22 protein-coding genes and 1 tRNA gene are annotated in these 23,315 nt (G+C 65.6%); 13 read left to right on the plus strand and 10 right to left on the minus strand.

The features are described 5' to 3' along the window. The first annotated feature begins 7 nt into the window (after window positions 1-7). The 5 genes from ACGLHR_RS24790 to ACGLHR_RS24810 all read left to right on the plus strand — a co-directional run bounded on the left by ACGLHR_RS24790 (window position 8) and on the right by ACGLHR_RS24810 (window position 6,808). Entirely contained in the window at window positions 8-943 is a 936-nt protein-coding gene (locus tag ACGLHR_RS24790) for a M23 family metallopeptidase (protein WP_400096748.1), read from the plus strand. Between the two features lie 270 nt (window positions 944-1,213). After that, complete coding sequence (gene secA, locus ACGLHR_RS24795) at window positions 1,214-3,997, plus strand: preprotein translocase subunit SecA (RefSeq protein WP_400096749.1); 2,784 nt, start codon at window positions 1,214-1,216, stop codon at window positions 3,995-3,997. A gap of 149 nt (window positions 3,998-4,146) precedes the next feature. Then, window positions 4,147-5,376 (plus strand): bifunctional glutamate N-acetyltransferase/amino-acid acetyltransferase ArgJ, encoded by a 1,230-nt coding sequence (argJ, locus tag ACGLHR_RS24800; protein ID WP_400096750.1) that lies wholly within the window; start codon window positions 4,147-4,149, stop codon window positions 5,374-5,376. A gap of 92 nt (window positions 5,377-5,468) precedes the next feature. Continuing rightward, entirely contained in the window at window positions 5,469-6,371 is a 903-nt protein-coding gene (locus tag ACGLHR_RS24805) for an ATP-binding protein (protein ID WP_267604505.1), read from the plus strand. Continuing rightward, a complete protein-coding gene (locus tag ACGLHR_RS24810; RefSeq protein ID WP_267604504.1) occupies window positions 6,368-6,808 on the plus strand; it encodes an NUDIX domain-containing protein in 441 nt (146 codons plus the stop codon). The genes ACGLHR_RS24805 and ACGLHR_RS24810 overlap by 4 nt, the downstream gene beginning before the upstream one ends. A gap of 30 nt (window positions 6,809-6,838) precedes the next feature. Here the strand turns inward: ACGLHR_RS24810 and ACGLHR_RS24815 are convergent, their stop codons facing one another. The 8 genes from ACGLHR_RS24815 to ispB form a co-directional block, all read right to left on the minus strand. After that, entirely contained in the window at window positions 6,839-7,024 is a 186-nt protein-coding gene (locus tag ACGLHR_RS24815; protein WP_400096751.1) for a DNA gyrase inhibitor YacG, read from the minus strand. A 4-nt stretch (window positions 7,025-7,028) separates the two neighbouring features. Beyond that, window positions 7,029-7,787: a cell division protein ZapD gene (gene zapD / locus ACGLHR_RS24820; protein WP_267604502.1), complete on the minus strand. Its 759-nt coding sequence runs from the start codon at window positions 7,785-7,787 to the stop codon at window positions 7,029-7,031. Window positions 7,788-8,071: 284 nt separating this feature from the next. Next, window positions 8,072-8,683: a dephospho-CoA kinase gene (gene coaE, locus ACGLHR_RS24825; protein ID WP_400096752.1), complete on the minus strand. Its 612-nt coding sequence runs from the start codon at window positions 8,681-8,683 to the stop codon at window positions 8,072-8,074. Window positions 8,684-8,743: 60 nt separating this feature from the next. After that, window positions 8,744-9,664 carry an A24 family peptidase gene (locus ACGLHR_RS24830; RefSeq protein WP_318230802.1) on the minus strand — a complete coding sequence of 307 codons (921 nt, stop codon included), beginning with the start codon at window positions 9,662-9,664 and terminating at the stop codon, window positions 8,744-8,746. A gap of 3 nt (window positions 9,665-9,667) precedes the next feature. Continuing rightward, the gene (locus tag ACGLHR_RS24835) at window positions 9,668-10,933 is read right to left on the minus strand and encodes a type II secretion system F family protein (protein WP_318230803.1); all 1,266 of its coding nucleotides are present in this window, start codon (window positions 10,931-10,933) and stop codon (window positions 9,668-9,670) included. Window positions 10,934-10,963: 30 nt separating this feature from the next. Continuing rightward, window positions 10,964-12,727 carry an ATPase, T2SS/T4P/T4SS family gene (locus tag ACGLHR_RS24840; RefSeq protein ID WP_318230804.1) on the minus strand — a complete coding sequence of 588 codons (1,764 nt, stop codon included), beginning with the start codon at window positions 12,725-12,727 and terminating at the stop codon, window positions 10,964-10,966. A gap of 243 nt (window positions 12,728-12,970) precedes the next feature. Continuing rightward, window positions 12,971-13,047, minus strand: a tRNA-Pro gene (locus tag ACGLHR_RS24845). A gap of 125 nt (window positions 13,048-13,172) precedes the next feature. After that, a complete protein-coding gene (gene ispB, locus ACGLHR_RS24850) occupies window positions 13,173-14,102 on the minus strand; it encodes an octaprenyl diphosphate synthase (RefSeq protein WP_318230908.1) in 930 nt (309 codons plus the stop codon). A 584-nt stretch (window positions 14,103-14,686) separates the two neighbouring features. Here ispB and rplU point away from each other — a divergent pair. From rplU to proB, 4 genes are all read left to right on the plus strand, one after another. Next, window positions 14,687-14,998, plus strand: a complete 312-nt coding sequence (rplU, locus tag ACGLHR_RS24855) for a 50S ribosomal protein L21 (protein ID WP_006162510.1) — start codon at window positions 14,687-14,689, stop codon at window positions 14,996-14,998. Window positions 14,999-15,068: 70 nt separating this feature from the next. Continuing rightward, entirely contained in the window at window positions 15,069-15,329 is a 261-nt protein-coding gene (gene rpmA, locus ACGLHR_RS24860) for a 50S ribosomal protein L27 (protein ID WP_006162509.1), read from the plus strand. A gap of 149 nt (window positions 15,330-15,478) precedes the next feature. Further along, window positions 15,479-16,579 carry a GTPase ObgE gene (gene obgE, locus ACGLHR_RS24865; RefSeq protein WP_400096753.1) on the plus strand — a complete coding sequence of 367 codons (1,101 nt, stop codon included), beginning with the start codon at window positions 15,479-15,481 and terminating at the stop codon, window positions 16,577-16,579. Window positions 16,580-16,623: 44 nt separating this feature from the next. Next, entirely contained in the window at window positions 16,624-17,742 is a 1,119-nt protein-coding gene (proB, locus tag ACGLHR_RS24870; RefSeq protein WP_267604497.1) for a glutamate 5-kinase, read from the plus strand. 101 nt (window positions 17,743-17,843) lie between these two features. On the opposite strand, the gene ACGLHR_RS24875 is transcribed toward proB, so the two are convergent. Both ACGLHR_RS24875 and ACGLHR_RS24880 read right to left on the minus strand, forming a co-directional pair. Beyond that, window positions 17,844-18,473, minus strand: a complete 630-nt coding sequence (locus tag ACGLHR_RS24875; protein ID WP_400096754.1) for a CNP1-like family protein — start codon at window positions 18,471-18,473, stop codon at window positions 17,844-17,846. Continuing rightward, complete coding sequence (locus ACGLHR_RS24880; protein WP_043349734.1) at window positions 18,466-19,128, minus strand: RNA pyrophosphohydrolase; 663 nt, start codon at window positions 19,126-19,128, stop codon at window positions 18,466-18,468. Before ACGLHR_RS24880 ends, ACGLHR_RS24875 begins: the two co-directional genes overlap by 8 nt. Before the next feature lie 186 nt (window positions 19,129-19,314). On the opposite strand from ACGLHR_RS24880, the gene ACGLHR_RS24885 reads away from it, so the two are divergent. The 4 genes from ACGLHR_RS24885 to ACGLHR_RS24900 all read left to right on the plus strand — a co-directional run. Further along, complete coding sequence (locus ACGLHR_RS24885; protein ID WP_400096755.1) at window positions 19,315-21,036, plus strand: proline--tRNA ligase; 1,722 nt, start codon at window positions 19,315-19,317, stop codon at window positions 21,034-21,036. Window positions 21,037-21,116: 80 nt separating this feature from the next. Beyond that, window positions 21,117-21,806, plus strand: coding sequence for a lytic transglycosylase domain-containing protein (locus tag ACGLHR_RS24890; RefSeq protein WP_318230909.1), 690 nt, complete (start codon window positions 21,117-21,119; stop codon window positions 21,804-21,806). Continuing rightward, window positions 21,803-22,774, plus strand: a complete 972-nt coding sequence (locus ACGLHR_RS24895; protein ID WP_400096756.1) for a 2OG-Fe(II) oxygenase — start codon at window positions 21,803-21,805, stop codon at window positions 22,772-22,774. Before ACGLHR_RS24890 ends, ACGLHR_RS24895 begins: the two co-directional genes overlap by 4 nt. Beyond that, the coding region (locus tag ACGLHR_RS24900) for an AraC family ligand binding domain-containing protein (RefSeq protein ID WP_400096757.1) at window positions 22,774-23,315 on the plus strand (542 nt) is incomplete at its 3' end. The genes ACGLHR_RS24895 and ACGLHR_RS24900, both read left to right, overlap by 1 nt.

Below are 23,315 nucleotides of genomic sequence, written 5' to 3' on the forward strand. Positions count from 1 at the left end.
TTGCGCCTTGCAGATCATCGTGCTTCACCCCCGCCTGCCGCGTGTTCACCATTTCACCCTGTCGCGGGGCAAGGTCTTTGCCGTCGTCGTGTTGCTGTGCCTGGTCGTTGCGCTGGTGTCGTCGGCCCTGACCTGGATCGTGGCGCGCTCGGGCATCACAACGCCGGCCCGTGCGCCGGGCGACGACGCTTACCTGCGGGCCAACCTCAATGTGCTTGCCACCCGCGTGGGCGAGATCCAGGCCCGGATGGTGCGGCTGGATGCGCTGGGCGAGCGGGTCTCGGGGCTGGCCGGCATCGCGCCCAAGGAATTCAACTTCCAGCAGCCGCCCGGGCGGGGCGGCCTGGCCGCGTCCGCGCAGTCGCGCACGTCGAGCCTGCCGGAACTGCAGCTTGCGCTGGCGCGCCTGTCGGACCAGGCCGAGCAGCACGCGGACTATTTCGACGTGGTGGCGAGCACGTTGCTGGATCGCCAGAGCGAGAGTCGCCGTGTCCCGCGCGTGCTGCCGGTGGCGAGCGGCTACGACGCGTCCGGCTTTGGCTGGCGCTTCGACCCCTTCACCGGGCGCCGCACCCCGCATGACGGAGTGGATTTTTCGGCACCCGCGGGTACCCCGATCATGGCGGCGGCCGGCGGCGTGGTGGTCGCGGCGCAATGGCATCCCGAGTACGGCAACCTGATCGACATCGATCACGGCAACGGCCTCAAGACCCGCTATGCGCACGCCTCCAAGCTGCAGGTGAAGGCCGGCGACCTGGTCAAGCCTGGCCAGCAGGTCGCCCTGGTAGGCTCCACCGGGCGCGCCACCGGCGCGCACCTGCATTTCGAGGTGCATGTGGACGGTGTGCCGCAAAACCCGAATCGCTTCCTGGCCATCGCCAAGCCTGCGCCGGCCCAGGTTGCGCAGGCGCCGGTGCCCACCGATCGCAATCTCATCCGTTGAAGAACCAGGGCGCTGCCCCGATGTCGGAAGCATTGGATGCGCGGGTTGTGTCCGGGCCGTCAAGTGGTGGGGGACGCGCGGTGTGGTTTGCACAGCGTTTCGCCTGCCGCCAGGTTCCGGTCGTGACCCGCGCGCGTGATAAACTCGGCGTTTTGCGCCAATCTTCCTATTTCCTCGCGCGGTCCGCCCTGGGCAGCCGGCCAAGCCGGCGGCTAGGCCGCCCTAGTGCGTACCACGGCGGCGTACCACTCGCGTAGGTGAAAGCAATCGATGATCACGGGCCTTCTCAAGAAAGTCTTCGGCAGCCGTAATGAACGGCTGATCAAACAATATGGCAGGACCGTCGCGCAGATCAATGCGCTGGAACCGAAGTTCGAGGCACTTTCGGATGACGACCTGCGCGGCATGACCGAGATTTTCCGGCAGCGCCACGCCGCCGGGGAGTCGCTCGAGGCGTTGCTGCCCGAGGCCTTCGCGGTGTGCCGCGAGGCCAGCAAGCGGATCATGAAGATGCGCCACTTCGACGTCCAGCTGATCGGCGGCATGGTGCTCAACGACAACAAGATCGCTGAAATGCGCACCGGCGAGGGCAAGACCCTTACCGCGACGCTGCCGGTGTACCTCAATGCCATCACCGGCCGCGGCGTGCACGTTGTCACGGTCAACGACTACCTGGCCCAGCGTGACGCCGAGTGGATGGGGCGCCTGTACAACTTCCTCGGCCTGTCGGTCGGCGTGAACCTGTCGCAGATGCCACATGACCAGAAGGCAGCGGCCTATGCGTCCGACATCACGTACGGCACCAACAACGAGTTCGGCTTCGACTACCTGCGCGACAACATGGTCTACGACCCTGGCCAGCGCGTGCAACGTCCGCTGAACTACGCCATCGTCGACGAGGTGGACTCGATCCTGATCGACGAAGCGCGCACCCCGCTGATCATCTCGGGCCAGGCGGAGAACCAGACCGACCTGTACCAGCGCATGAACGGCGTGCCCAAGCTGCTCGAGCGCCAGATCGGCGAGGAAAAGGCCGACGGCACGGGCGTCGAGAAGCCGGGCGACTACTTCGTCGACGAAAAGGGCCATCAGGTCTACCTGACCGAAGCTGGCCACGAGAAGGCGGAAGAGATCCTGGCGCAGCAAGGCCTGATCGGCGAGGGCGAATCGCTCTACGCGCCGCAGAACATCACGCTGATGCATCACCTCTACGCCGCGCTGCGCGCGCAGAGCCTGTTCCATCGCGACCAGCACTATGTGGTGCAGAACGACGAAGTCGTCATCGTCGACGAGTTCACCGGCCGCCTGATGACCGGACGGCGCTGGTCCGACGGCCTGCACCAGGCAGTGGAAGCCAAGGAAGGCGTGACAGTCCAGCAGGAAAACCAGACGCTGGCGACGATCACTTTCCAGAACTACTTCCGCATGTACGAGAAGCTGTCCGGCATGACCGGCACGGCCGATACGGAAGCCTACGAGTTCCAGGAGATCTACGGCCTGGAAGTGGTGGTCATCCCCACCAACCGTGGCGCCCAGCGCAAGGACTTCCAGGACCAGATCTACAAGACCTCGAACGAACGCTACGATGCCGTGGTGCGCGATATCCGCGATTGCTACGAGCGCAGCCAGCCCGTGCTGGTGGGCACCACCTCGATCGAGACCTCGGAATACCTATCCGGCCTGCTCGGCAAGGCCCAGCTGCCGCACCAGGTGCTCAACGCCAAGCAGCACGCGCGCGAAGCCGAGATCGTGGCGCAGGCCGGCCGCCCCAAGATGATCACCATCGCCACCAACATGGCGGGCCGGGGCACCGACATCGTGCTGGGTGGCAACGTGGAGAAGCAGGCTGGCTTCATCGAAGCCGACGAGAGCCTGTCCGAGGCCGACAAGGCCGCGCGCATCGCCCATCTGGAAGGCGAGTGGCAGTCGCTGCACGAGCAGGTCAAGGCCGCCGGCGGCCTGCATATCGTGGGCACCGAGCGCCATGAGTCGCGCCGTATCGACAACCAGCTGCGCGGCCGTGCCGGCCGCCAGGGCGATCCGGGCTCGTCCCGCTTCTACCTGTCGCTGGACGACCAGTTGCTGCGCATCTTTGCCGGCGACCGCGTGCGCGCCATCATGGAACGCCTGAAGATGCCGGAAGGCGAGCCGATCGAAGCGGGCATCGTCACGCGCTCGATCGAATCCGCCCAGCGCAAGGTGGAAGGCCGCAACTTCGATATCCGCAAGCAACTGCTGCAGTACGACGATGTTGCCAACGACCAGCGCAAGGAAATCTACAAGCTGCGCAACGAAGTGCTCGAGTCGCACGACGTTGGCGAGATGGTGAAGAACCTGCGCCAGAGCGTGTTGGTCGAGATGTTCCGCGACCACGTGCCGGCCGACACCATGGAAGAGCAGTGGGACATCAAGGGCCTGGAGACCAAGCTGCGCGAGGAATGGTCCCTGGAAGTGCCGCTCGCCGCGACCATCGAAGCCGCCCAGAGCATCGAGGACGAGGTGCTGTTGGACAAGATCATGCGCGCGGCCGACGAGCGTTACGACGCCAAGGTCAACCAGGTCGGCCGCGAATCCTTTGCCGGCTTCGAGCGCTCGGTGATGCTGCAAAGCATCGACACGCACTGGCGTGAACACCTGGCAGCGCTGGATCACCTGCGCCAGGGCATCCACCTGCGCGGCTATGCGCAGAAGGATCCCAAGCAGGAATACAAGCGCGAGTCGTTCGAGCTGTTCGCCCGCCTGCTGGACGTGATCAAGGTGGAAGTCACGCGCGTGATCTTCAACGTGCAGATCCAGTCGCCGGAAGAACTCGAGCAAGCCTCGGAGCAGATCGAGGAAGGCCTGTCGCACCTCGCCAACGTGCAGTACAAGCATGATGAGTTCGAGGAGGCCACCCAGGGTGCGGAAAGCGTGGGCAGCACCGCGCCCGAGCGCGCCGGCATTGCCTACGCCGCCGCGGCGGAAGCCGCGGGCATGGCCAAAGTGGGGCGCAACGATCCCTGCCCATGCGGCTCCGGCAAGAAGTTCAAGCAGTGCCACGGCAAGCTCAGCTAAGCCGCGCACCGTGAAGTCAGCAAACATGCCCGCGCAAGCGGGCATGTTCGTCAGGGGCGGTGCATTACGTTGCATCAAGAGGAACCCGCGGCCCCTGGCATGAGCAAAACGAGCAAAACCAGCAACGTCGAACGCATAGAGGAACGCACATGGCCGTCAACCTGCCCCTGCCGCTGGCAGAAAACCTGAAACCCGTCGCCGGCGTTGAGCTTGGCTGGGCCGAAGCGGGTGTCCGCAAGGCCAACCGCAAGGACGTGCTGGTGGTGCGCATTGCCCAAGGCAGCACCGTGGCGGGCGTGTTCACCCGCAACCGCTTCTGCGCCGCGCCGGTGCAGGTCTGCCGCGAGCACCTGGCCGCGGGCAAGGGCATCCGCGCAATCGTGGTCAACACCGGCAACGCCAACGCCGGCACCGGCGAGCCCGGCCTGGCCAATGCGCGCGCCACCTGCGATGCGCTGGCCGCGCAGCTCGGCATTGCACCTGAGCAAGTCCTGCCGTTCTCGACCGGCGTGATCCTCGAGCCGCTGCCGGTGGACCGCATCACCGCCGCGCTGCCCGCCGCCATCGCCAATGCCAGGCCCGACAACTGGCTGGCCGCGGCGGAGTCGATCATGACCACCGACACCCAGCCCAAGGCCGCCTCGCGCACCGTGCTGATTGGCGGCAAGACCGTGACGCTGTCCGGCATCAGCAAGGGCGCGGGCATGATCCGCCCCAATATGGCGACCATGCTCGGCTTTGTCGCCACCGATGCCACCGTGTCGCAGGATGTGCTGCAAGCACTGGTGTCGTTTGCCGCGGACCGGTCCTTCAACAGCATCACCATCGACGGCGATACCTCCACCAACGACTCCTTTGTGCTGATCGCGAGCGGCCAGGCTGGCGCGCCGGCCATCGAGCGTGCCGAGGGGGCGGATTTCGAGGCGCTGCGCGCCGCGCTGACCGACCTGTCGCAGGAACTCGCGCAGATGATCGTGCGCGATGGCGAAGGCGCCACCAAGCTGATGACCATCCAGGTCGAGGGCGGCAAGGACGTGGCCGAATGCCGCCTGATCGCCTATGCGGTGGCGCATTCGCCGCTGGTCAAGACCGCCTTCTACGCCTCGGACCCCAACCTGGGCCGCATCCTGGCCGCGGTGGGTTATGCCGGTGTGGACGATCTCGAAGTGGAGCGTGTCAATCTGTGGCTGGACAATGTCCTGGTCGCGCGCGACGGCGGCCGCAACCCCGAGTATCGTGAGGAAGACGGCCAGCGCGTGATGAAGCAGGCGGAAATCACCGTGCGCATCGCGCTCGGCCGTGGCGACGCCACCGCCACGGTCTGGACCTGCGACCTGTCGCACGACTACGTTTCGATCAACGCGGACTATCGCTCGTAAGCACCATCGCGTTTGTGCCGCTCCCACCAGCGCGGGCGCGGCACGCCATCCGCTCGCATTCCTGCCAACGATCCGCCTTCGCCCAAGCCGCCATGTCAGACCTTGCTGCCCGCCTCGATAGTTTCCTCGCCCGCCTTGAACAATGGTTGCCGCCCCAGCTGACCGACGCTGACTGGGAGCAGGCCGTCGCATTCCGCTGGCGCAAGCGGCAGAGCCTGTTCGGCAACATCGGCTACCTGCAGGCGATCCGCCAGTTGCCGCCGATCCATCTCGACGACCTGAAGAACATCGAGCGGCAGAAGGACGCCATCGTCGCCAATACGCGCCAGTTCGTGCAGCACCTGCCGGCCAACAACGTGTTGCTGACGGGCGCGCGCGGCACCGGCAAGTCCTCGCTGATCAAGGCCTGCCTCAATGCTTTCGTCAAGGATGGCCTGCGGCTGGTGGAAGTGGACAAGGATGACCTGGGCGACCTCGGCGATATCGTCGAACAGCTGTCGGGGCGTCCCGAGCGCTTTGCCATCTTCTGCGACGACCTGTCGTTCGAAGAGGGCGAGTCGGGCTACAAGTCGCTGAAGTCGGCGCTGGACGGCTCGGTGGCCGCGCAGTCGGACAATGTGCTGATCTACGCCACCTCCAACCGCCGCCATTTGCTGCCCGAGTACATGAAGGACAACGAGACCTATCGCCATACCGACGATGGCGAGATCCATCCCGGCGAAGTGGTGGAGGAAAAGATCTCGCTGTCCGAGCGCTTCGGGCTGTGGCTGTCGTTCTACCCGCCCAAGCAGGACGAGTACCTGACCATCGTCGGCCACTGGCTCGGGCACTTTGGCTGCAGCACCGAAGACATCGCCGCCGCGCGCGGCGATGCGCTGGTGTGGGCGCTGGAGCGCGGCTCGCGCTCGGGCCGGGTGGCGTGGCAGTTCGCCCGCGACTGGGGCGGCAAGCATGGCAAGCCGTTCGTTGCCTCGGCGCAGGACGGCCAGGCATGAGCGAGGCATCGCAAGTGGCCGACGCAGCGGCGCCGGCGCGCAAGGTGACCGAGGTTGCCGTCGGCGTGCTGGTGCAGCCCGACGGGCGCTTCCTGCTGGCCCAGCGGCCGGCGGGCAAGCCCTACGAAGGCTACTGGGAATTCCCGGGCGGCAAGCTGGAGCCGGGTGAATCAGTGGAACAAGCGCTGGCGCGCGAGCTGCACGAGGAGCTCGGCATCGAGGTGGGCGCGAGCGTGCGCTGGCACGTGCTGGAGCATGACTACCCGCATGCTTACGTGCGCCTGCATTTCTGCAAGGTCACGGCGTGGACGGGCGAGCTGGTCGGCCGCGAGGGGCAGGCCTTCTCGTGGCAATCGGCGCCGGTGGACGTGGGACCCTTGCTGCCCGCAACGATCCCCGTGGTGGACTGGCTGGCTGCCGAGAGCGGCGCCGCCTGAACCGTCGGGGCCGCAACGGCCCCGCGGTGCTTAATCCCCGTCTTCCTCGTCCGGCGAGGGTTCCTCGCCGGGTTTGCCGCCGATCACATATTTCTCGGACGCCCACGCGCCCAGGTCGATCTGCTTGCAGCGATTCGAGCAGAAGGGACGGAATTTATTCTCGGGTACCCAGGCCACGTCCGTGCCGCAGGTGGGGCATTTGACTACGGTTGTCATTGCTTCAGAAATTGCAGAGCTTGAGCAGGAAGGGGATGTCGGCGTCGACCGAACGGGGACGCAAGTCCCCATCCTGCTGCGTGAAACGGACCCACAGCATGTACTTGTTGGCGCTCATCTCGGGGATGAAGGCCAGCAGCGATTCGTCCAGCAGCACCTGCATCAGCTGGTAGCTGCGCCCGGACAGCATCTGCTGGTAGCTGCCACCGGTGGCGATGACCTTGCCGCTCTGGCCGGACTCGCGCAAGAGGCGCAACACGGTGTTGGTGCCAAAGCGCAGCGGCACCAGCGGGCGCGCCCACTTGAGTATGTCCGCGCGTCGCTCTTCGGGGGGACGGTGCTGCCACGCGTAATAGGCCGGCAGGTCGAACTCGCAGGTGCCGCCCGGGATAATGGCGCGGCTGCGGATACTGGTGAGCCACTCATTGTCGGTCAGCAGCTGGCCGGCCTTGCCAACCAACTGGTTGAGCTGGGCGATCGCTTGCTCGATCTCGCTGATGACGCTATCCAGCGCGCCCTGGTCGATCTGCGGATTGGCGCGCAGCGCGGCAAGCGCCTGGCGCTGGCGTTCCAGTTCCTTGAGCAGGTCGGTCTTCAGGTCAGCGCGGCCGGCGACGTCGATGATCTCGAACAGCGTCGTCAACGCCACGTGATGCTGCAGGGCGTGATCCTGGCCGAGAAAATAATCCAGCCGATCGAACAGGTCTTCCAGGCGCAGGAGAGTCCTGATGCGTTCGTTAAAAGGATATTCGTACAGAATCAATGGGTGTATCCGTGCAACAGGGCGGGTTGGCGGGTGGGCAATCTGACCCGGGCGGCATTGCCGGAGCGGTGAGGCTTCCGGTGCATCCGAGCCTGCGCGATGTGAATCGGCCTGGGCCCTCGATATCGGCAGTATGCGGCCATTTCCCGCCTGATTCCAGCGCATTCTATGCGAGACCGCCAATCAGGACAATGAAACAGCCGACTTGAGGTGTCGCATGCAGCACCGCACAAGGATGGTGCCGGATGCTGCCAGCCACTCTGCCTATGGCTCCCCATGGCTGCCTAGGCGCCGGCCAGGCTGCGGTACAGCTGGTCGAGCCGGTCGACTTGCGCGGGCAGGGCTTCCGGCGGGCCTTCGTTGTCGACCACATCGTCGGCGGCGGCCAGGCGTTCGCTGCGCTTGGCCTGCCTGGCCATGATGGCCTCGACCTGGCCCTGGGAAAAGCCGTTGCGCGCCATGACCCGGGAAACCTGCGTGGCCTCGCTGCAATCCACCACCAGCACCCGGTCCACCCGCGCGCGCCATGATCCCGATTCGACCAGCAGCGGAACCACGTAGATCAGGTAGGGGTGCAGCCCGGAGGCACGGACCGCCGCCGCGCGCGCCTCGGTCAGCTGGCGGATCAGGGGGTGGGTGATGCCCTCCAGCCGGGCCTTGGCCGCCGGGTCCGAGAACACCAGTTCGCGCATGGCATTGCGGTCCATGGCGCCGTCGGCGCGCAGGCAGGCGGGGCCAAAGGCTTCCAGCAGGGCAGGGATGGCCAGCCCGCCCGGCGCGGTGATCTCGTGCGCGAGCAGGTCGGTATCGATCAGGGCGGCGCCGCGCGCGGCGAACAGGTCCGCCACGCGGGTCTTGCCGGAGCCGATGCCTCCGGTCAGTCCGATTTGCAGCATGTAGGTCTCGAAGCTTGCGGTGGGTTTGACAAGGGCCGCCTTCAGGCAGCCGGCGCCGGTTCAGCCAGCAATGATGCCCAGCGGCAGCACATTGGGCCCAAAGAACAGCACAAGCAGCCCGGCTCCGGCGATATAAGGGCCGAAGGCGAAGTGCGTATCGCGATCCTGACGGCGCAGCGCGATATTGGCAAGCGCGAATACCAGCCCTACCACGGAGGAGAGCAGCACCAGCGCGGGCAGGGCCTGCCAGCCGAACCAGGCGCCCAGCGCGCCCATCAGCTTGAAGTCGCCATAGCCCATGCCTTCCTTGCCCCGCACCAGCTTGAAGATCCAGTACACCGTCCACAGCAGCAGGTAACCGGCGGCCGCGCCGATCACGGCATCGGCCAGCGGGGCGAACAGCCCGCCGAGATTGAGCAGCAGGCCCAGCCACACCAGCGGCAGCGTGATCTGGTCTGGCAGCAGCTGCGTGTCCGCGTCGATCAGGGTGAGGGCGATCAGGGCCCAGATCAGGGCGATGGCCGCGAGAGCCTGCCAGGTAGGGCCGAAGTGCGCCGCGGCCAGCGCGGTGAGCAGCGCGGTGCCCGCTTCCACCAGCGGATAGCGCGCACCGATGGGCGCGGCGCACGACGAGCAGCGCCCGCGCAGGAACAGGTAGCTCAGTACCGGGATATTCTCCAGCGCGCCAATGGCGTGTCCGCAGTGCGGGCAGGCCGAGCGCGGCACCATCAGGTTGTAGGGCTCGGGGTGGGGGAGCGGGTCGTCGCGCAGCGACGCGATGTAGTTGGCTTCATCATGCTCCATCATGCGCGGCAGGCGGTGCACCACCACGTTGAGGAAGCTGCCGACCAGCAAGCCGATCAGCGCGGCGGCGGCCACCAGGAACCAGGGCGGCAGCGCCGCCAGCTCGGCAATGGTCTGCGCGGGGGCAGCCAGTGAAGAAATCGCGCCACTGGCGCCGTCCGCGGAAAACAGCCACATGGCTTACACCACCTGTCCCAGTTTGAAGATCGGAAGATACATCGCCACCACCATGCCGCCAATCAGCACGCCCAGCACCACGATGATCAGCGGCTCGATCAGGCTGGAGATGGCGGCAACAGCGTCATCGACCTCGCGCTCGTAGAACTCCGCCACCTTCAGCAGCATGTTGTCCAGCGCGCCGGATTCCTCGCCGATCTGCGTCATCTGCAGCACCATGCTGTCGAACACATGGGTGGCCTGCATGGCGTTGGTCAGGCTGGTGCCGATGCGCACCGATTGCTCGATCTCCTTGGTAGCGTCGTAGTACACCCAGTTGCCGGCGGCGCCGGCGACCGAATCCATCGACTCCACCAGCGGCGTGCCGGCGGCGAACATGGTGGCAAGCGTGCGGGTCCAGCGGGCGATCACCGCCTTGCGGAACAGCGAGCCGAAGATCGGCAGCCTGAGCAGCAGGCGGTCGCTGGCTCGCTGGACCTTCTCCGAGCGTTTTAGCCCGCGTATATACATCGTGATGGCGATGACCGGCGCGCCGATGATCAGGTACCAGTGGTCGACGAAGAAGTCCGACATGGCAATCACGACCAGGGTCGGCGCCGGCAGGTTGGCGCCGAAGCTGGAGAACACGCCCTTGAACGCCGGGATCACGAAGATCATCAGGATCACCGTCACCGCGAAGGCCACGGTCAGCACGGCGATCGGGTAGATCATGGCCGACTTGATCTGGCTCTTCAGCGCGATGGTCTTTTCCATGTAGAGCGACAAGCGCTCCAGCAGGGCGTCCAGGATACCGCCCTGCTCGCCGGCGTCGATCAGGTTGCAGTAGAGCGTGTCGAAGTAGCGCGGATGGCGGCGGAAGGCCTGCGCCATGCTGCTGCCGGATTCGATGTCGAAGCGGATCTCGGACAGCAGCTGGGTGAAGTTGGGGTTGGCATGCCCGCGCGCGATGATGTCGATCGATTGCAGCAGCGGGATGCCCGCCTTGAGCATGGTCGAGAGCTGGCGCGTGAAGTACGCGATGTCCTTCTGGGTGATCTTTTTCCCGCGCGCGGCCCGCCGCTTTTTCAGCTTGACGACCGTCAGCCCCTGCTTTCGCAGCGTGGCATTGACCTCGGCCTGGCTCTCGGCGCGCAGCTCGCCCGAGAACGCCTTGCCCTTGCGGTCCTTGCCTTCCCACTCGAAGAGGTACTGCGTGGGCGCTTTACGCCCTGGTTTCCCCTTGGGCGCAGCCGCCTTGCGAGCGGCGGCGGCTGGTGCGCGTGTCGCCATGATTGACCCCTAATGACATCTCTTGTTGTTTTACATATTTGTTGTGGCCAGCACTTCTTCAAGCGAGGTGAGACCTTGCTTCACCTTGGCCAGGCCAGCTTCGCGCAACGATAGCACGCCATCTTTACGCGCTTGTTCGGCGATTTCCAGCGCCGTGCCATGCGCGAGGATGATCTGTTGCATCGGCTCGGTGATCGGCATCACCTGGTAGATGCCGCAGCGGCCCTTGTAGCCGCTGCCGTTGCAGCGCTCGCACCCGACCGGGTGGTAAGGCTGCCAGCTGCCGTCGAGATCCTGGTCCTGGAAGCCGGCGTCGGCCAGCACCTCGCGCGCCAACTCTCCGGGCCGCTTGCAGGTGCATAGCCGCCGCGCCAGCCGCTGCGCGGTGATCATCAGCACGCTGGACGCAATATTGAAGGGCGCGACACCCATGTTCATCAGGCGCGTGAGCGTGGTCGGCGCGTCGTTGGTATGCAGCGTCGAGAACACCAGGTGGCCCGTCTGGGCCGCCTTGATGGAAATGTCGGCGGTCTCCAGGTCGCGGATTTCGCCGACCATGATGATGTCGGGATCCTGGCGCAGGAAAGAGCGCAGCGCGGCGGAGAAAGTCAGGCCGGCTTTTTCGTTGACGTTGACCTGGTTGATGCCGGGCAACTGGATTTCCGCCGGATCCTCGGCGGTCGAGATATTGATGTCGCCCTGGTTCAGCCGGTTCAGGAAGGTGTACAGCGACACCGTCTTGCCGCTGCCGGTGGGGCCGGTCACCAGCACCATGCCGTAGGGGCGCTTGATCACGTCCAGCAGCAGCGCCTTTTGCGCCGGCTCGTAGCCGAGCTGGTCGATGTCGAGCTTGTCGGACGACGACTCCAGGATCCGGATCACGATCTTCTCGCCGAACAGCGTCGGCAGCGTGGAGACGCGGAAGTCGATCGCCTTCTCCACGGTTTCCTTCGGCTCCTTGCTGTCTTTGCTGTCCTTGCCGTCCTTGTCGCCGCCTTTTTCCTTGGGCAGCGCAATCAGCAGCTTCATGCGGCCGTCTTGCGGCACGCGCTTTTCCGAGATGTCCAGGCGCGACAGCACCTTGATCCGGGTGGAGATCTTGTCGCGGATATCCACCGGCGGCCGTGCCACTTCCTGCAGCACGCCATCGACCCGGAAGCGGATGCGGTAGAAGGTCTCGAACGGCTCGAAGTGGAGATCGGAGGCGCCGCGATGGAAGGCTTCGGTCAGCAGCTTGTGCAGGAAGCGAACCACCGGTGCGTCGTCGATGTCGGCCGCGGTCTTGTTGCGCAGCGCGCCGGCGGACGCCACCGGGTCGTAGTCGATCAGCTTGTGCTCGACGTGCCCCGGGCCGATCGACTTGATCGTGCCGCCGCTGTCGTCGGAAGCCGAGCGCACGTATTGCATCAGCTTGTCGTGCTCGACCACGACGGGTTCCACCGGCAGGTTGTATTTCTGCTTGATGGCATCGAGCCCGGCCTGGTTGCCCGGGTCGGACAATGCCAGCACCAGGCGGTTCTCGCGCCGGCCCAGCGGCAGCAGGCGGTGCGCGTGGAACTCGCGATTGCCCGCCAGCGCCGGCGGCACCTTGTTGAGGTTGTACTGATTCAGATCGATCAGCGGCAGCTGATATTTATCAGCCGCGAAGATCGCCACATCATGTGCAGTCATGGTGCCGCTGGCGATGATCTCGTCGATCAGCTGCGACTTTTTTTCTCGTGCCGACTGTTCAAGCTGGGCGAGCAGGGCCGGCGCGATACGCCGGCTCTGTGCAAGAGCTAGACCAAGTGTCATGGCAAAAAACGATTGGCCGCAAGCGGCCGAGGACCCCGAATCGGGGCAGTTTGCCGCCGGGGTCACTTTTTGTAAAGGCGAGCCGGAAAGGGTGTTGGCGTTTGCGCGACACGGGCGCAACCCTACTTGCGCGGGGGGATGCGCAAGGGGTGGGAATCAGGATCGGCGAGCCGGGTGCGCCAATGAAAAAAGGCCGCACATTGCTGTGCGGCCTTTTTTGTACGGTCTTGTCGACCGTGAAACTGGTCGGGGTGAGAGGATTCGAACCTCCGGCCTCTACGTCCCGAACGTAGCGCTCTACCAGGCTAAGCTACACCCCGTTTGTTTTTCTCTGCGCTGCCTGCCTAATACTAGCTGCTTAATTACTGCTGCAGCGCGAAAGCACACAAGTGTAGCAGCCTTTTTTCCGGAATGGAAGAGGACGCCCGCACGAGGCGCTTTGGCATCAGGACTGCCGTTGCAGCGAGAACGCGCACAGGTCGATCAGCGTTTGCTTTAATGGGGAGTCAGGGAACTGCTGGGCGGCTTTCTCCGCGGCTTCGGCTTCGCGCTGGGCAGCCTGGAAGGTGACCTCGAGCGCGCCGCAGGCGTGGATTGCGGTGAACACCGCATCGAAATGCTCGGTGCCACCTTGCACGATGGCTTCGCGGGCCAGCGTGCGTTGTTCCGCGGTGCCGTGCTCGAGCAGGTGCAGCAGCGGCAGGGTGGGCTTGCCTTCACGCAGGTCGTCGCCGGCATTCTTGCCCATCTGCTCGGCGCTGGCGGTGTAGTCCAGCATGTCGTCGATCAGCTGGAACGCGGTGCCGATGCGCCGTCCGTATTCCGCGGCGGCTTCTTCAGTGGCCGCGTCCGCGCCGGCCAGCACGGCGCCGAGCTGGGCCGAGGCTTCGAAGAGCTTGGCGGTCTTGTACCGGATCACCTGCAGGTAGCGCTCCACCGTGACGTCGGGGTCGTGCATGTTCAGCAGCTGCAGCACCTCGCCTTCGGCAATCACATTGGTGGCATTGGAGAGGATCTCCATGATGCGCATGCTGCCGGCGTCCACCATCATCTGGAAGGCACGGGAATAGAGGAAATCGCCTACCAGCACGCTGGCGGCGTTGCCGAAGACCGCATTCGCGGTCTGGCGGCCGCGGCGCAGCTCCGACTCGTCGACGACGTCGTCGTGCAGCAGCGTGGCGGTGTGGATGAACTCGACCACGGCGGCCAGTTCGTGGTGCCGGTTGCCGTCGTAACCGAAGGCCCGCGCGGACAGCAGCAGGATCACCGGGCGCAGGCGCTTGCCGCCCGCACTGATGATGTACTCGCCGATCTGCTCGATCAGGGGCACCTCCGAGGCGAGGCGATGGCGGATAACCGAATCAACGGCGCGCATGTCGGCAGCGACCGGGGCAAGCAAGGCAGTGGCGGAAGACTGGGACAAGATGTTCACCGTTACGCAAAACCCGCCGATTATAAGCCATGCGGGTGTATGTATGTCCCCTGAACGGGGGGTGCGACAAGGCGCGCAGTCGGCGCGCAGTCGCGCTGCGCGTAAAGCGGGGGCGGCGATGCCGGGGACCTATAATGCCGCCATGACCCAGCCACATTCCTCCTCGCGCCGCAAGCTGCGGCGAACCGCATTGTGGGCAGCTTTCGCCGCCCTGGCCGGTTTCCTGCTCGCGGACCTGATCTGACCAGAGCGGGCGGGGAAGTGCTTCAGGCGGCGCCACGCGACGCCGGACAGGCTATGTGTCTGTTTTCTTTGTACTTTTCTCGGCTTTGGTATAGAATCGTGGGTTTCCTCCGGCCGCTTTGTGTTGTCTGCAGATGCGCTGGTGGGAGATAACCGGGCCAATTGGGCCGTCCGGCTTGTCTGTTTTCCTTGCCTTTTGCTGATTGGAGCAGCGGGATGAAACGGACGCAAGGGCGCGCCGGCGTTGGCTTTCGGCGTTTTATTTCACATCGAGAGGTTCGACAATGTACGCGGTCGTAAAAACCGGCGGCAAGCAATATAAGGTTGCTGCTGGCGAAAAACTTAAAGTAGAACAGATACCGGCAGACATTGGCGCAGAAATCACGCTCGACCAGGTGCTCGCAGTGGGCGCAGGCGACCAACTCAAGTTTGGTACGCCGCTGGTTAGCGGGGCTTCCGTCAAGGCTACCGTTATCTCCCAAGGTCGTCACGATAAGGTGAAGATCTTCAAGATGCGCCGTCGCAAGCACTATCAAAAGCGTCAAGGCCATCGTCAAAATTACACCGAGCTGCGCATCGAAGAGATCATTGGCTGAGCCGGTGCTCAGTCATCGTCGACATCGAATTCAAGCGTAACTAGGTAAAGTAAAGCGACAGGAGTTAGTCATGGCACAGAAAAAGGGCGGCGGTTCCACACGGAACGGCCGCGATTCCGAATCGAAGCGTCTGGGCGTCAAGGTGTTTGGTGGTCAAGCCATCAACGCCGGCAGCATCATCGTGCGCCAGCGCGGTACCCGCGTGCACCCGGGCGATAACGTTGGCATTGGCAAGGATCACACCCTCTTTGCTCTCGTCGACGGCCACGTGCAGTTCGCCGTCAAGGGCGCTGCCAAGAAGCAGCAGGTCAGCGTCGTTCCGGCAGTCTGATCACAGCCTTTGCAGCGTGAAGGCCCCGCAGTACTTGCGGGGCTTTTTCTTTTCTGGCGACAATGTCATTGTCGCCATTCGCCGCGCCCGCGGCCCTGCCATCCCGGCCGGGCGCGCGCTTTGCGGTCGCTACACCACGGAAGGTCATCATGAAGTTCATCGACGAAGCCAGAATTGAAGTCATCGCCGGCAACGGCGGCAATGGCAGCGCATCGATGCGGCGCGAGAAATTTGTGCCCTTCGGTGGCCCCGACGGTGGCGACGGCGGTAGCGGCGGCAGCGTCTACGCGGTGGCCGACCGCAACATCAACACGCTCATCGACTTCCGCTACGCCAAGAAGCACGTGGCGCGCAACGGCGAGAATGGCCGGGGCGCCGATTGCTATGGCGCGGGCGGCGAAGATGTGAACCTGCGCATGCCGGTCGGCACGCAGATCCTGGACATGGATTCCGGCGAACTGATCGCCGACCTGACCGAGCATGGCCAGACCGTTTGCCTGGCCGAGGGTGGCCTGGGCGGCTGGGGCAACCTGCACTTCAAGTCCAGTACCAACCGCGCGCCCCGCCAGCAGGTGGACGGCAAGCCGGGTGAGCGCCGCATGATCAAGCTGGAGCTGAAGGTGCTGGCCGACGTGGGCCTGCTGGGCATGCCGAACGCCGGCAAGTCGACCTTTATCTCGCACATCTCCAATGCGCGCCCGAAGGTGGCCGACTATCCCTTCACCACGCTGCATCCCAACCTGGGCGTGGTGCGGGTCGATCACGAGCAGTCCTTCGTGGTGGCCGACATCCCCGGCCTGATCGAGGGCGCTGCGGAAGGCGCCGGGCTGGGCCATCAGTTCCTGCGCCACTTGCAGCGCACGGGGCTGTTGCTGCACATCGTCGACCTGGCGCCGTTCGACGAAGCCGTGGATCCGGTGGCCGAGGCCCGCGCCATCGTCAACGAGCTGAAGAAGTACGATGAAAGCCTGTACGAAAAGCCGCGCTGGCTGGTGCTCAACAAGCTGGACGTGGTGCCCGAGGAAGAGCGCGATGCGCGCGTCAAGGACTTCGTCAAACGCTACAAGTGGAAGGGCCCGGTGTTCCGCATCTCCGCCCTGACCGGCGAAGGCTGCCGCGAACTGATCTACGCGATCAAGGACCACCTGGCCGCGATCAAGGCCGAGGAAGTCGCCGCACTGGCCGAGCCGGACATCCGCCTGGATGACCGCCTGCACAACGTCGACCAGTCCGGCGCCGAGCAGAACTAACTACAAAAACAAAACAGCAGTACCCAGCAGACAGGATTCCCGCCATGCAATCGGTCATCGCCCAGGCAAAACGTATCGTCGTCAAGGTTGGGTCCAGCCTGGTGACCAACGACGGCAAGGGCCTCGATCACGAGGCCATCGCCCGTTGGGCGGCACAGATCGCCAAGCTGCGCATGGCCGGCAAGGAAGTCGTGCTGGTCAGCTCCGGCGCCATCGCCGAAGGCATGCAGCGGCTGGGCTGGGTCCGGCGCCCCAAGGAAATCCATGAACTGCAGGCCGCCGCGGCAGTGGGCCAGATGGGTCTCGCCCAGGTCTACGAAAGCCAGTTTGGCCGCTACGGCATCCGCACCGCCCAGGTGTTGCTGACCCACGCCGACCTGGCCGACCGCGAGCGCTACCTCAATGCGCGCTCGACCTTGCTGACGCTGCTGTCGCTGGGTGTCGTGCCCATCATCAACGAGAACGACACCGTGGTCACCGACGAAATCAAGTTCGGCGACAACGACACCTTGGGCGCGCTCGTCACTAACCTGATCGAAGGCGATGCGCTGGTGATCCTGACCGACCAGCGCGGACTCTATACCGCCGACCCCCGCAGCAACCCGCAGGCCGAGTTCGTGGACGAGGCGCTGGCCGGCGCGGTAGAGCTCGAGGCCATGGCCGGCGGCGCCGGCACGTCGATTGGCCGCGGCGGCATGCTGACCAAGATCCTGGCCGCCAAGCGCGCCGCCAAATCGGGCGCGCATACCGTGATCGCTTCCGGGCGCGAAGCCAATGTGCTGGAGCGGCTTGCCGGTGGCGAAGGCATCGGCACGCAACTGCTAGCCCCAACAGGCCGCCTGACCGCGCGCAAGCAATGGATGGCCGACCACCTGCAATTGCGTGGGCGGGTGGTGATCGATGCCGGCGCGGTGGATAAGCTGACCAGCGGCGGCAAGTCGCTGCTGCCGATCGGCGTGGTGGAGGTGCAGGGCGAGTTCGCGCGTGGCGAGGTCATTGCCTGCATCGACGCGGCAGGCCATGAGGTGGCGCGCGGCATCACCAACTACTCCAGTTCGGAAGCCAAGCTGATCGCGCGCAAGCCCTCGTCCGAGATCGAGCGGGTGCTTGGCCACCAGAACGAGCACGAGTTGATCCACCGGGACAACCTGGTACTGGTCTGAGCGGACTGATTGTTCCGAGGTACCATGCAAAAAAGCCCGCGAGCGATCGCGGGCTTTTTTGCATGGAGCGGCGCCGCCGTACTACGGCGCCGTTGCCGCCATCAACGTGCGATCGCGCTCTTGCGCGGTGCTTCGCCACGCAGATCCTTGACGATGTCCTGCGCCTTGCCGGCCGCGGAGCGGCCCTCGCACAGGAAATCCTTGGCCAGCGTCGCGCCATAGTTATTGCGCGCGATACCGGCCAGCTGGACCCAGCCACTGCGGTCATCAGTGCGGTTGCGTACCCACTCGGTCGCGCCCCTGGGCAGGGTGGCGTACATCTTGCGCTCGAAGGTGTCGCAGCGCACGGCTTCAAAGCTCACGTTGCGCATGCCGCCGGCACCGGTGATGACCACCGTATAACGCACCGCGCCGTCCGCACCCACGGCCACCGACTTGCCGTCGACGGCGAAGGTAAAGTTGCCGGCGGGGCTGACTTCGAACGGGATCAGGTCCGCGTCCCTCGGCGGCGCTGGCAGCGGGGTCTCCACTTCCCTGAATTCCTTCGCGGCGAACGGGTCGAGGATGCTGAACTCCTTCTTCGGCGTGTAATCCTCGGACTCGTCGGGCATCGGCAGGTGTTGCGGCTTGGACGTGCTGCCGCAGCCGGCCAGGCCAAGGCAAAGGGTTGCCGCCAGCAAGCAGGCGGCGGGCAGGCTCGGGCGCAAGCCGCGGCCGGCAAAATCAATCATCGGTACTCCGTTCTGTGGACGCCGGCTGGGCCGGCGAAATTGGGCCCGGATCGTGGGCCAGGTCCTGATGCACCAGGTCCGGAACGCTGTCGGGATGCTCGTCCAGCCCCGCGCGAGCATAACCTGCGCGCACCGAACCATGCCGGCCATGGGTGCCGTAGGGGCTCAGCGGCGCGCGGGTATTGCGCTGCAGGAAGCGGGACAGCTCGGTCAGCGCAAGCTGATAGACATCGCGCTTGAACTCGATGACAGCGTCCAGCGGGACCCAGTAATGGCTCCAGCGCCAGGCATCGAACTCCGGGTGGTCGGTGGCGCGCAGGCGGATGTCGCAATCGCGGCCCGCCATGCGCAACAGGAACCAAATCTGCTTCTGTCCCCTGTAATGGCCGCGGATTTCGCGGCGGATGAACTTGTCCGGCACCTCATAACGCAGCCAGTCGCGTGTGCGACCGACAATCCTGACATGCTCGGGCAGCAGACCGACTTCTTCATGTAGCTCGCGGTACATCGCCTGCTCCGGCGTTTCGCCGTATTTGATGCCGCCTTGCGGAAACTGCCACGAATGTTCGCCTATGCGCTTGCCCCAGAACACCTCGTTCCGTGCGTTGATGAGGATGATGCCGACGTTCGGGCGAAAGCCTTCACGATCGAGCATGACTGCACCTCGAATCCTTTAGAATTAGGTTGATTATAAAGGAAGCGCGTAATGGGGCTTTGTGCAACGGGGTGCTGGTTTTCCCCGAGCAAAAAGCGCTGCATAATGCACGCGCGCACCACGGATTCGCGCCATCTCGCCCACGGAACCTGCCAGGGCGGGCATGGCCTCACGAGAAAGTAACGGATGAAAGCCTCGCAATTCTTCATTTCCACCCAAAAGGAAGCCCCTTCCGACGCGGAAATCGTGTCGCACAAGTTGATGATGCGAGCCGGCATGATCAAGAAGCTCGGCGCTGGCATCTATAGCTACATGCCGGTCGGCCTGCGGGTGATCCGCAAGGTGGAAGCCATCGTGCGCGAGGAAATGAACCGCGCCGGCGCGGTCGAGCTGTCGATGCCGGTGATCCAGCCTGCCGAGCTGTGGCAGGAAACCGGCCGCTGGGACAAGATGGGCCCCGAGCTGCTGCGCCTGAAGGACCGCCACGAGCGCGACTTTGCCGTCCAGCCTACCTCCGAAGAGGTGGTGACGGACATCGCCCGCAGCGAAATCCGCAGCTACAAGCAACTGCCGATCAACTTCTACCAGATCCAGACCAAGTTCCGCGACGAGCGCCGGCCGCGCTTCGGCATCATGCGCGGACGCGAGTTCACCATGAAGGATGCCTACTCCTTCGACCGTGACACTGCTGGCCTGAAGGCGTCCTACGACAAGATGTTCGACGCCTACGTGCGCATCTTCCAGCGCTTCGGCCTGGAATTCCGTGCCGTGGCGGCCGACAACGGCGCCATCGGCGGCTCCGGCTCGCACGAGTTCCACGTGATCGCCGAGACCGGCGAAGACGCCATCGTCTACTGCCCCGACTCGGACTACGCCGCCAACATGGAAGCGGCCGAGGCCCTGCCGCTGCTGGCCCAGCGCGCCGCGCCGGCTGAAGCCATGGTCAACACGCCCACGCCGGGCAAGGCCAAGTGCGAGCACGTGGCCGAGCTGCTTGGCATCCCGCTGGCACGCACGGTCAAGTCGATCGTGCTGGCCACCGAAGGCGAGGCCGGCACGCAGATCTGGCTGCTGCTGCTGCGCGGCGACCATGAGCTCAACGAGGTCAAGGCGTCCAAGGTGGCCGGCCTGGCCGAGTTCCGCTTCGCGACCGAGTCCGAGATCGCCGAGACCTTCGGCACGCCCCCGGGCTACCTGGGCCCCATCGGCGCCAAGAAGCCTGTCAACGTGGTGGCGGACCGCACGGTCGCCAACATGAGCGACTTCGTTTGCGGCGCCAACGAGCGCGACTACCACCTGACCGGCGTGAACTGGGGCCGCGACCTGCCCGAGCCCGTGGTGGCGGACCTGCGCAACGTGGTGGAAGGCGACGTTTCACCGGACGGCAAGGGCACGCTCGCGATCTGCCGCGGCATCGAAGTCGGCCATGTGTTCATGCTCGGTACGCGCTATTCGGAATCGATGGGCGCCACCTTCCTGGACGAGAACGGCAAGACCCAGCCCATGCAGATGGGTTGCTACGGCATTGGCGTGACCCGTATCCTGGGGGCCGCCATCGAGCAGAACTTCGACGAGCGCGGCATTGTCTGGCCCGCATCGATCGCCCCGTTCGCGGTGGTGGTCTGCCCGGTTGGCTACGACCGCTCCGAGGCCGTCAAGGCCGAGGCCGACCGTATCCACGCCGAGCTGCTGGCCGCCGGCGTCGACGTGATCCTGGACAACCGCGGCGAGCGCCCCGGCGCCATGTTTGCCGACTGGGAGCTGATCGGCGTGCCGCACCGCGTGGTGGTGGGCGACCGTGGCCTGAAGGAAGGCCGCGTGGAGTACCAGGGACGGCGCGACGCCGAAGCCACCCAGCTGCCGGTCGCCGACGTGGTTGCCCACGTGCGCGGGCTGTTGTCCGCCTGAGCGCCATGCGCCTACTGCACCCGCTGCGTTTGCCTGACCTGAGCCTGAGCCGCCTGCGCGTGGCGCGTGCCAGTGCCGGCATGCTGCTGGTGCTGAGCGCTGCCGCCCACGCCGGGGCCCAGAAGGAAGAGGACCTGGCCGACTCGGTGCGCGGCGCGCTGGCCGCGGCGATTGCCGACAGCCGCCCGCTGCGCCCCGCTTTCGCCACCGGCGGCGAGCAACTGGCCTATCTCAAGTGGCTGGAAGAAATGTCGCACCGGCTCGCGGGGCGCATCCCTGAACCGCAGGTGCGCATCGAGCTGATCGAGACCGCCTACTATGAAGCCAAGCGCGCCGGGCTGGAACCCGCGCTGGTGCTAGGCCTGGTGCAGGTCGAGAGCAATTTCCGCAAGTACGCGATCAGCTCGGCCGGCGCCCGCGGGTTGATGCAGGTGATGCCGTTCTGGGTGCGCAGCATCGGCGACAGCGACAGCCGCAAGCTGTTCCACCTGCAGAGCAACCTGCGTTACGGCTGCACCATCCTGCGCTACTACCTGGACCGCGAGCAGGGCGACCTGTTCCTGGCGCTGGGCCGGTATAACGGCAGCCGCGGCCGTCCCGAGTATCCCAATGCGGTACTGGCAGCCTGGAAGCGCTGGCAGTATTCCGAAGCCACGGTCACCGTCGCCGGCGACCCCGAAACCGGCACGGCCACCCGCAGCCGCGTGCTGCCGCCCGAAGCGCCGGCGCGCAACCCGTTCTCGCCGCAGCGGCTGGCCAATCCCTCATGAGCAACACCCGCGGCACCAGCGTCACTGGCGACACCGCCGGCAAGGCGGGCTACACCAGTTCCTCGGCGGACCTGGAGCGCTGGCTGCGGCGCCATATCGGGCAGGGCTTTGGCGCTGAGGCACTGGTGCAGTCGATGTGCCAGTCCGGCTACGAGCAGGCCTTCGCGCAAGCCACGGTGGCCGCGGCGTTGTCCGCCGCGGCACGGGCAGAGGTGCGGGGGACGCCGCCGGACAACGCCGCGGAGATGGCCGCGGAGCTGGGCATCGGCAAGCCGGCCGAGCGCGCGGCCGATCACGCCGGTGGCCGTGACCATCGCGGCGTGCAAGGCAAGCGCAACGCGGCGCATTTCGCCGGCCGCGAGATTCCCATCCTGTTCACGCTCGCGGCGCCGCGCGTGACCCTGTTCCAGCAACTGCTGACGGATGCCGAGTGCGACGCCCTGGTGGAGCTGGCGCGCGGCCGCCTGGCGCGCTCACCCGTGATCAACCCCGACACCGGCGACGAGAACCTGATCGAGGCGCGCACCAGCCTGGGCGCGATGTTCCAGGTCGGCGAGCATGCGCTGATCGAGCGCATCGAGGACTGCATCGCCGCGGTGACCGGGATTGCCGCGGACCGCGGCGAAGGCTTGCAGATCCTCAACTACAAGCCCGGCGGCGAGTACCAGCCGCACTACGATTTCTTTAACCCGCAGCGCCCCGGCGAGGCGCGCCAGCTCAAGGTCGGCGGGCAACGCGTCGCTACCCTGGTGATCTACCTGAACAGCCCGCCGGCGGGCGGCGCTACCGCCTTTCCCAAGCTTGGCCTGGAGGTGGCGCCGGTCAAGGGCAACGCGGTCTATTTCAGCTATCGCAAGTCCGACGGCGCGCTGGACGAGCGCACCCTGCATGCCGGCCTGCCCGTTGAAGCCGGCGAGAAATGGATCGCCACCAAATGGCTGCGCGAGCGTCCATACCGGACCGACTGATGCGCCCGCGCAGCACCGGAGCCACCGAATCCAGCAAAGTCGCCGGCACGCGGCAGGCCCGCTATTGGTTCGATCCCGCCATGCCGCATGTCGAGAGCCGCTGCGCCAGCGACAGCGGCGCCGCCTACCTGCCGCATACCCATCCCACGTTATCGATCGGCGCCGTCGACGGCGGCCACAGCCTGTTCAGCACCGGGACCGAGTCGGTAAGGCTGGCGCCCGGCGATGTGGTCGTGATCCCGGCTGGCCAGGTGCACGCCTGCAATCCGGAGCCGGACGCGCGCTGGAGCTACCAGATGCTGCACCTGGACCCGGCATGGACGGCAGCGGTGCTGGAGGCGCGTGGCGTGGCGATGTTGCCCGCGGCGCTGGCGCGGGTGCGGGTCACCAGCGCGGCGGACACCTATGCCAGCCTGTGCCGGCTTAACGAAGTGCTGTTCTCCGCGGCCACGCTGGCTGCCAAGGAAGCGGCGCTGGGCGGCTTCGCGGCTGCGCTGTTCGGCGGTGCCGACCGGCGCCAGGCGGTGCGCGCGCCGCGCCA

It is taken from the genome of Cupriavidus sp. CuC1 (genome assembly GCF_044627735.1).
GTDB classification, from domain to species: domain Bacteria; phylum Pseudomonadota; class Gammaproteobacteria; order Burkholderiales; family Burkholderiaceae; genus Cupriavidus; species Cupriavidus ulmosensis.

Bases quoted from the DNA above. Each gene is read 5' to 3' on its own strand.
- secA (WP_400096749.1), top strand. From the start codon at position 1,214: ATGATCACGGGCCTTCTCAAGAAAGTCTTCGGCAGCCGTAATGAACGG.
- argJ (WP_400096750.1), top strand. From the start codon at position 4,147: ATGGCCGTCAACCTGCCCCTGCCGCTGGCAGAAAACCTGAAACCCGTC.
- ACGLHR_RS24805 (WP_267604505.1), top strand. From the start codon at position 5,469: ATGTCAGACCTTGCTGCCCGCCTCGATAGTTTCCTCGCCCGCCTTGAA.
- ACGLHR_RS24810 (WP_267604504.1), top strand. From the start codon at position 6,368: ATGAGCGAGGCATCGCAAGTGGCCGACGCAGCGGCGCCGGCGCGCAAG.
- ACGLHR_RS24815 (WP_400096751.1), bottom strand. From the start codon at position 7,024: ATGACAACCGTAGTCAAATGCCCCACCTGCGGCACGGACGTGGCCTGG.
- coaE (WP_400096752.1), bottom strand. From the start codon at position 8,683: ATGCTGCAAATCGGACTGACCGGAGGCATCGGCTCCGGCAAGACCCGC.
- ACGLHR_RS24830 (WP_318230802.1), bottom strand. From the start codon at position 9,664: ATGTGGCTGTTTTCCGCGGACGGCGCCAGTGGCGCGATTTCTTCACTG.
- ACGLHR_RS24835 (WP_318230803.1), bottom strand. From the start codon at position 10,933: ATGGCGACACGCGCACCAGCCGCCGCCGCTCGCAAGGCGGCTGCGCCC.
- ACGLHR_RS24840 (WP_318230804.1), bottom strand. From the start codon at position 12,727: ATGACACTTGGTCTAGCTCTTGCACAGAGCCGGCGTATCGCGCCGGCC.
- ispB (WP_318230908.1), bottom strand. From the start codon at position 14,102: ATGCGCGCCGTTGATTCGGTTATCCGCCATCGCCTCGCCTCGGAGGTG.
- rplU (WP_006162510.1), top strand. From the start codon at position 14,687: ATGTACGCGGTCGTAAAAACCGGCGGCAAGCAATATAAGGTTGCTGCT.
- rpmA (WP_006162509.1), top strand. From the start codon at position 15,069: ATGGCACAGAAAAAGGGCGGCGGTTCCACACGGAACGGCCGCGATTCC.
- obgE (WP_400096753.1), top strand. From the start codon at position 15,479: ATGAAGTTCATCGACGAAGCCAGAATTGAAGTCATCGCCGGCAACGGC.
- proB (WP_267604497.1), top strand. From the start codon at position 16,624: ATGCAATCGGTCATCGCCCAGGCAAAACGTATCGTCGTCAAGGTTGGG.
- ACGLHR_RS24875 (WP_400096754.1), bottom strand. From the start codon at position 18,473: ATGATTGATTTTGCCGGCCGCGGCTTGCGCCCGAGCCTGCCCGCCGCC.
- ACGLHR_RS24880 (WP_043349734.1), bottom strand. From the start codon at position 19,128: ATGCTCGATCGTGAAGGCTTTCGCCCGAACGTCGGCATCATCCTCATC.
- ACGLHR_RS24885 (WP_400096755.1), top strand. From the start codon at position 19,315: ATGAAAGCCTCGCAATTCTTCATTTCCACCCAAAAGGAAGCCCCTTCC.
- ACGLHR_RS24890 (WP_318230909.1), top strand. From the start codon at position 21,117: ATGCTGCTGGTGCTGAGCGCTGCCGCCCACGCCGGGGCCCAGAAGGAA.
- ACGLHR_RS24895 (WP_400096756.1), top strand. From the start codon at position 21,803: ATGAGCAACACCCGCGGCACCAGCGTCACTGGCGACACCGCCGGCAAG.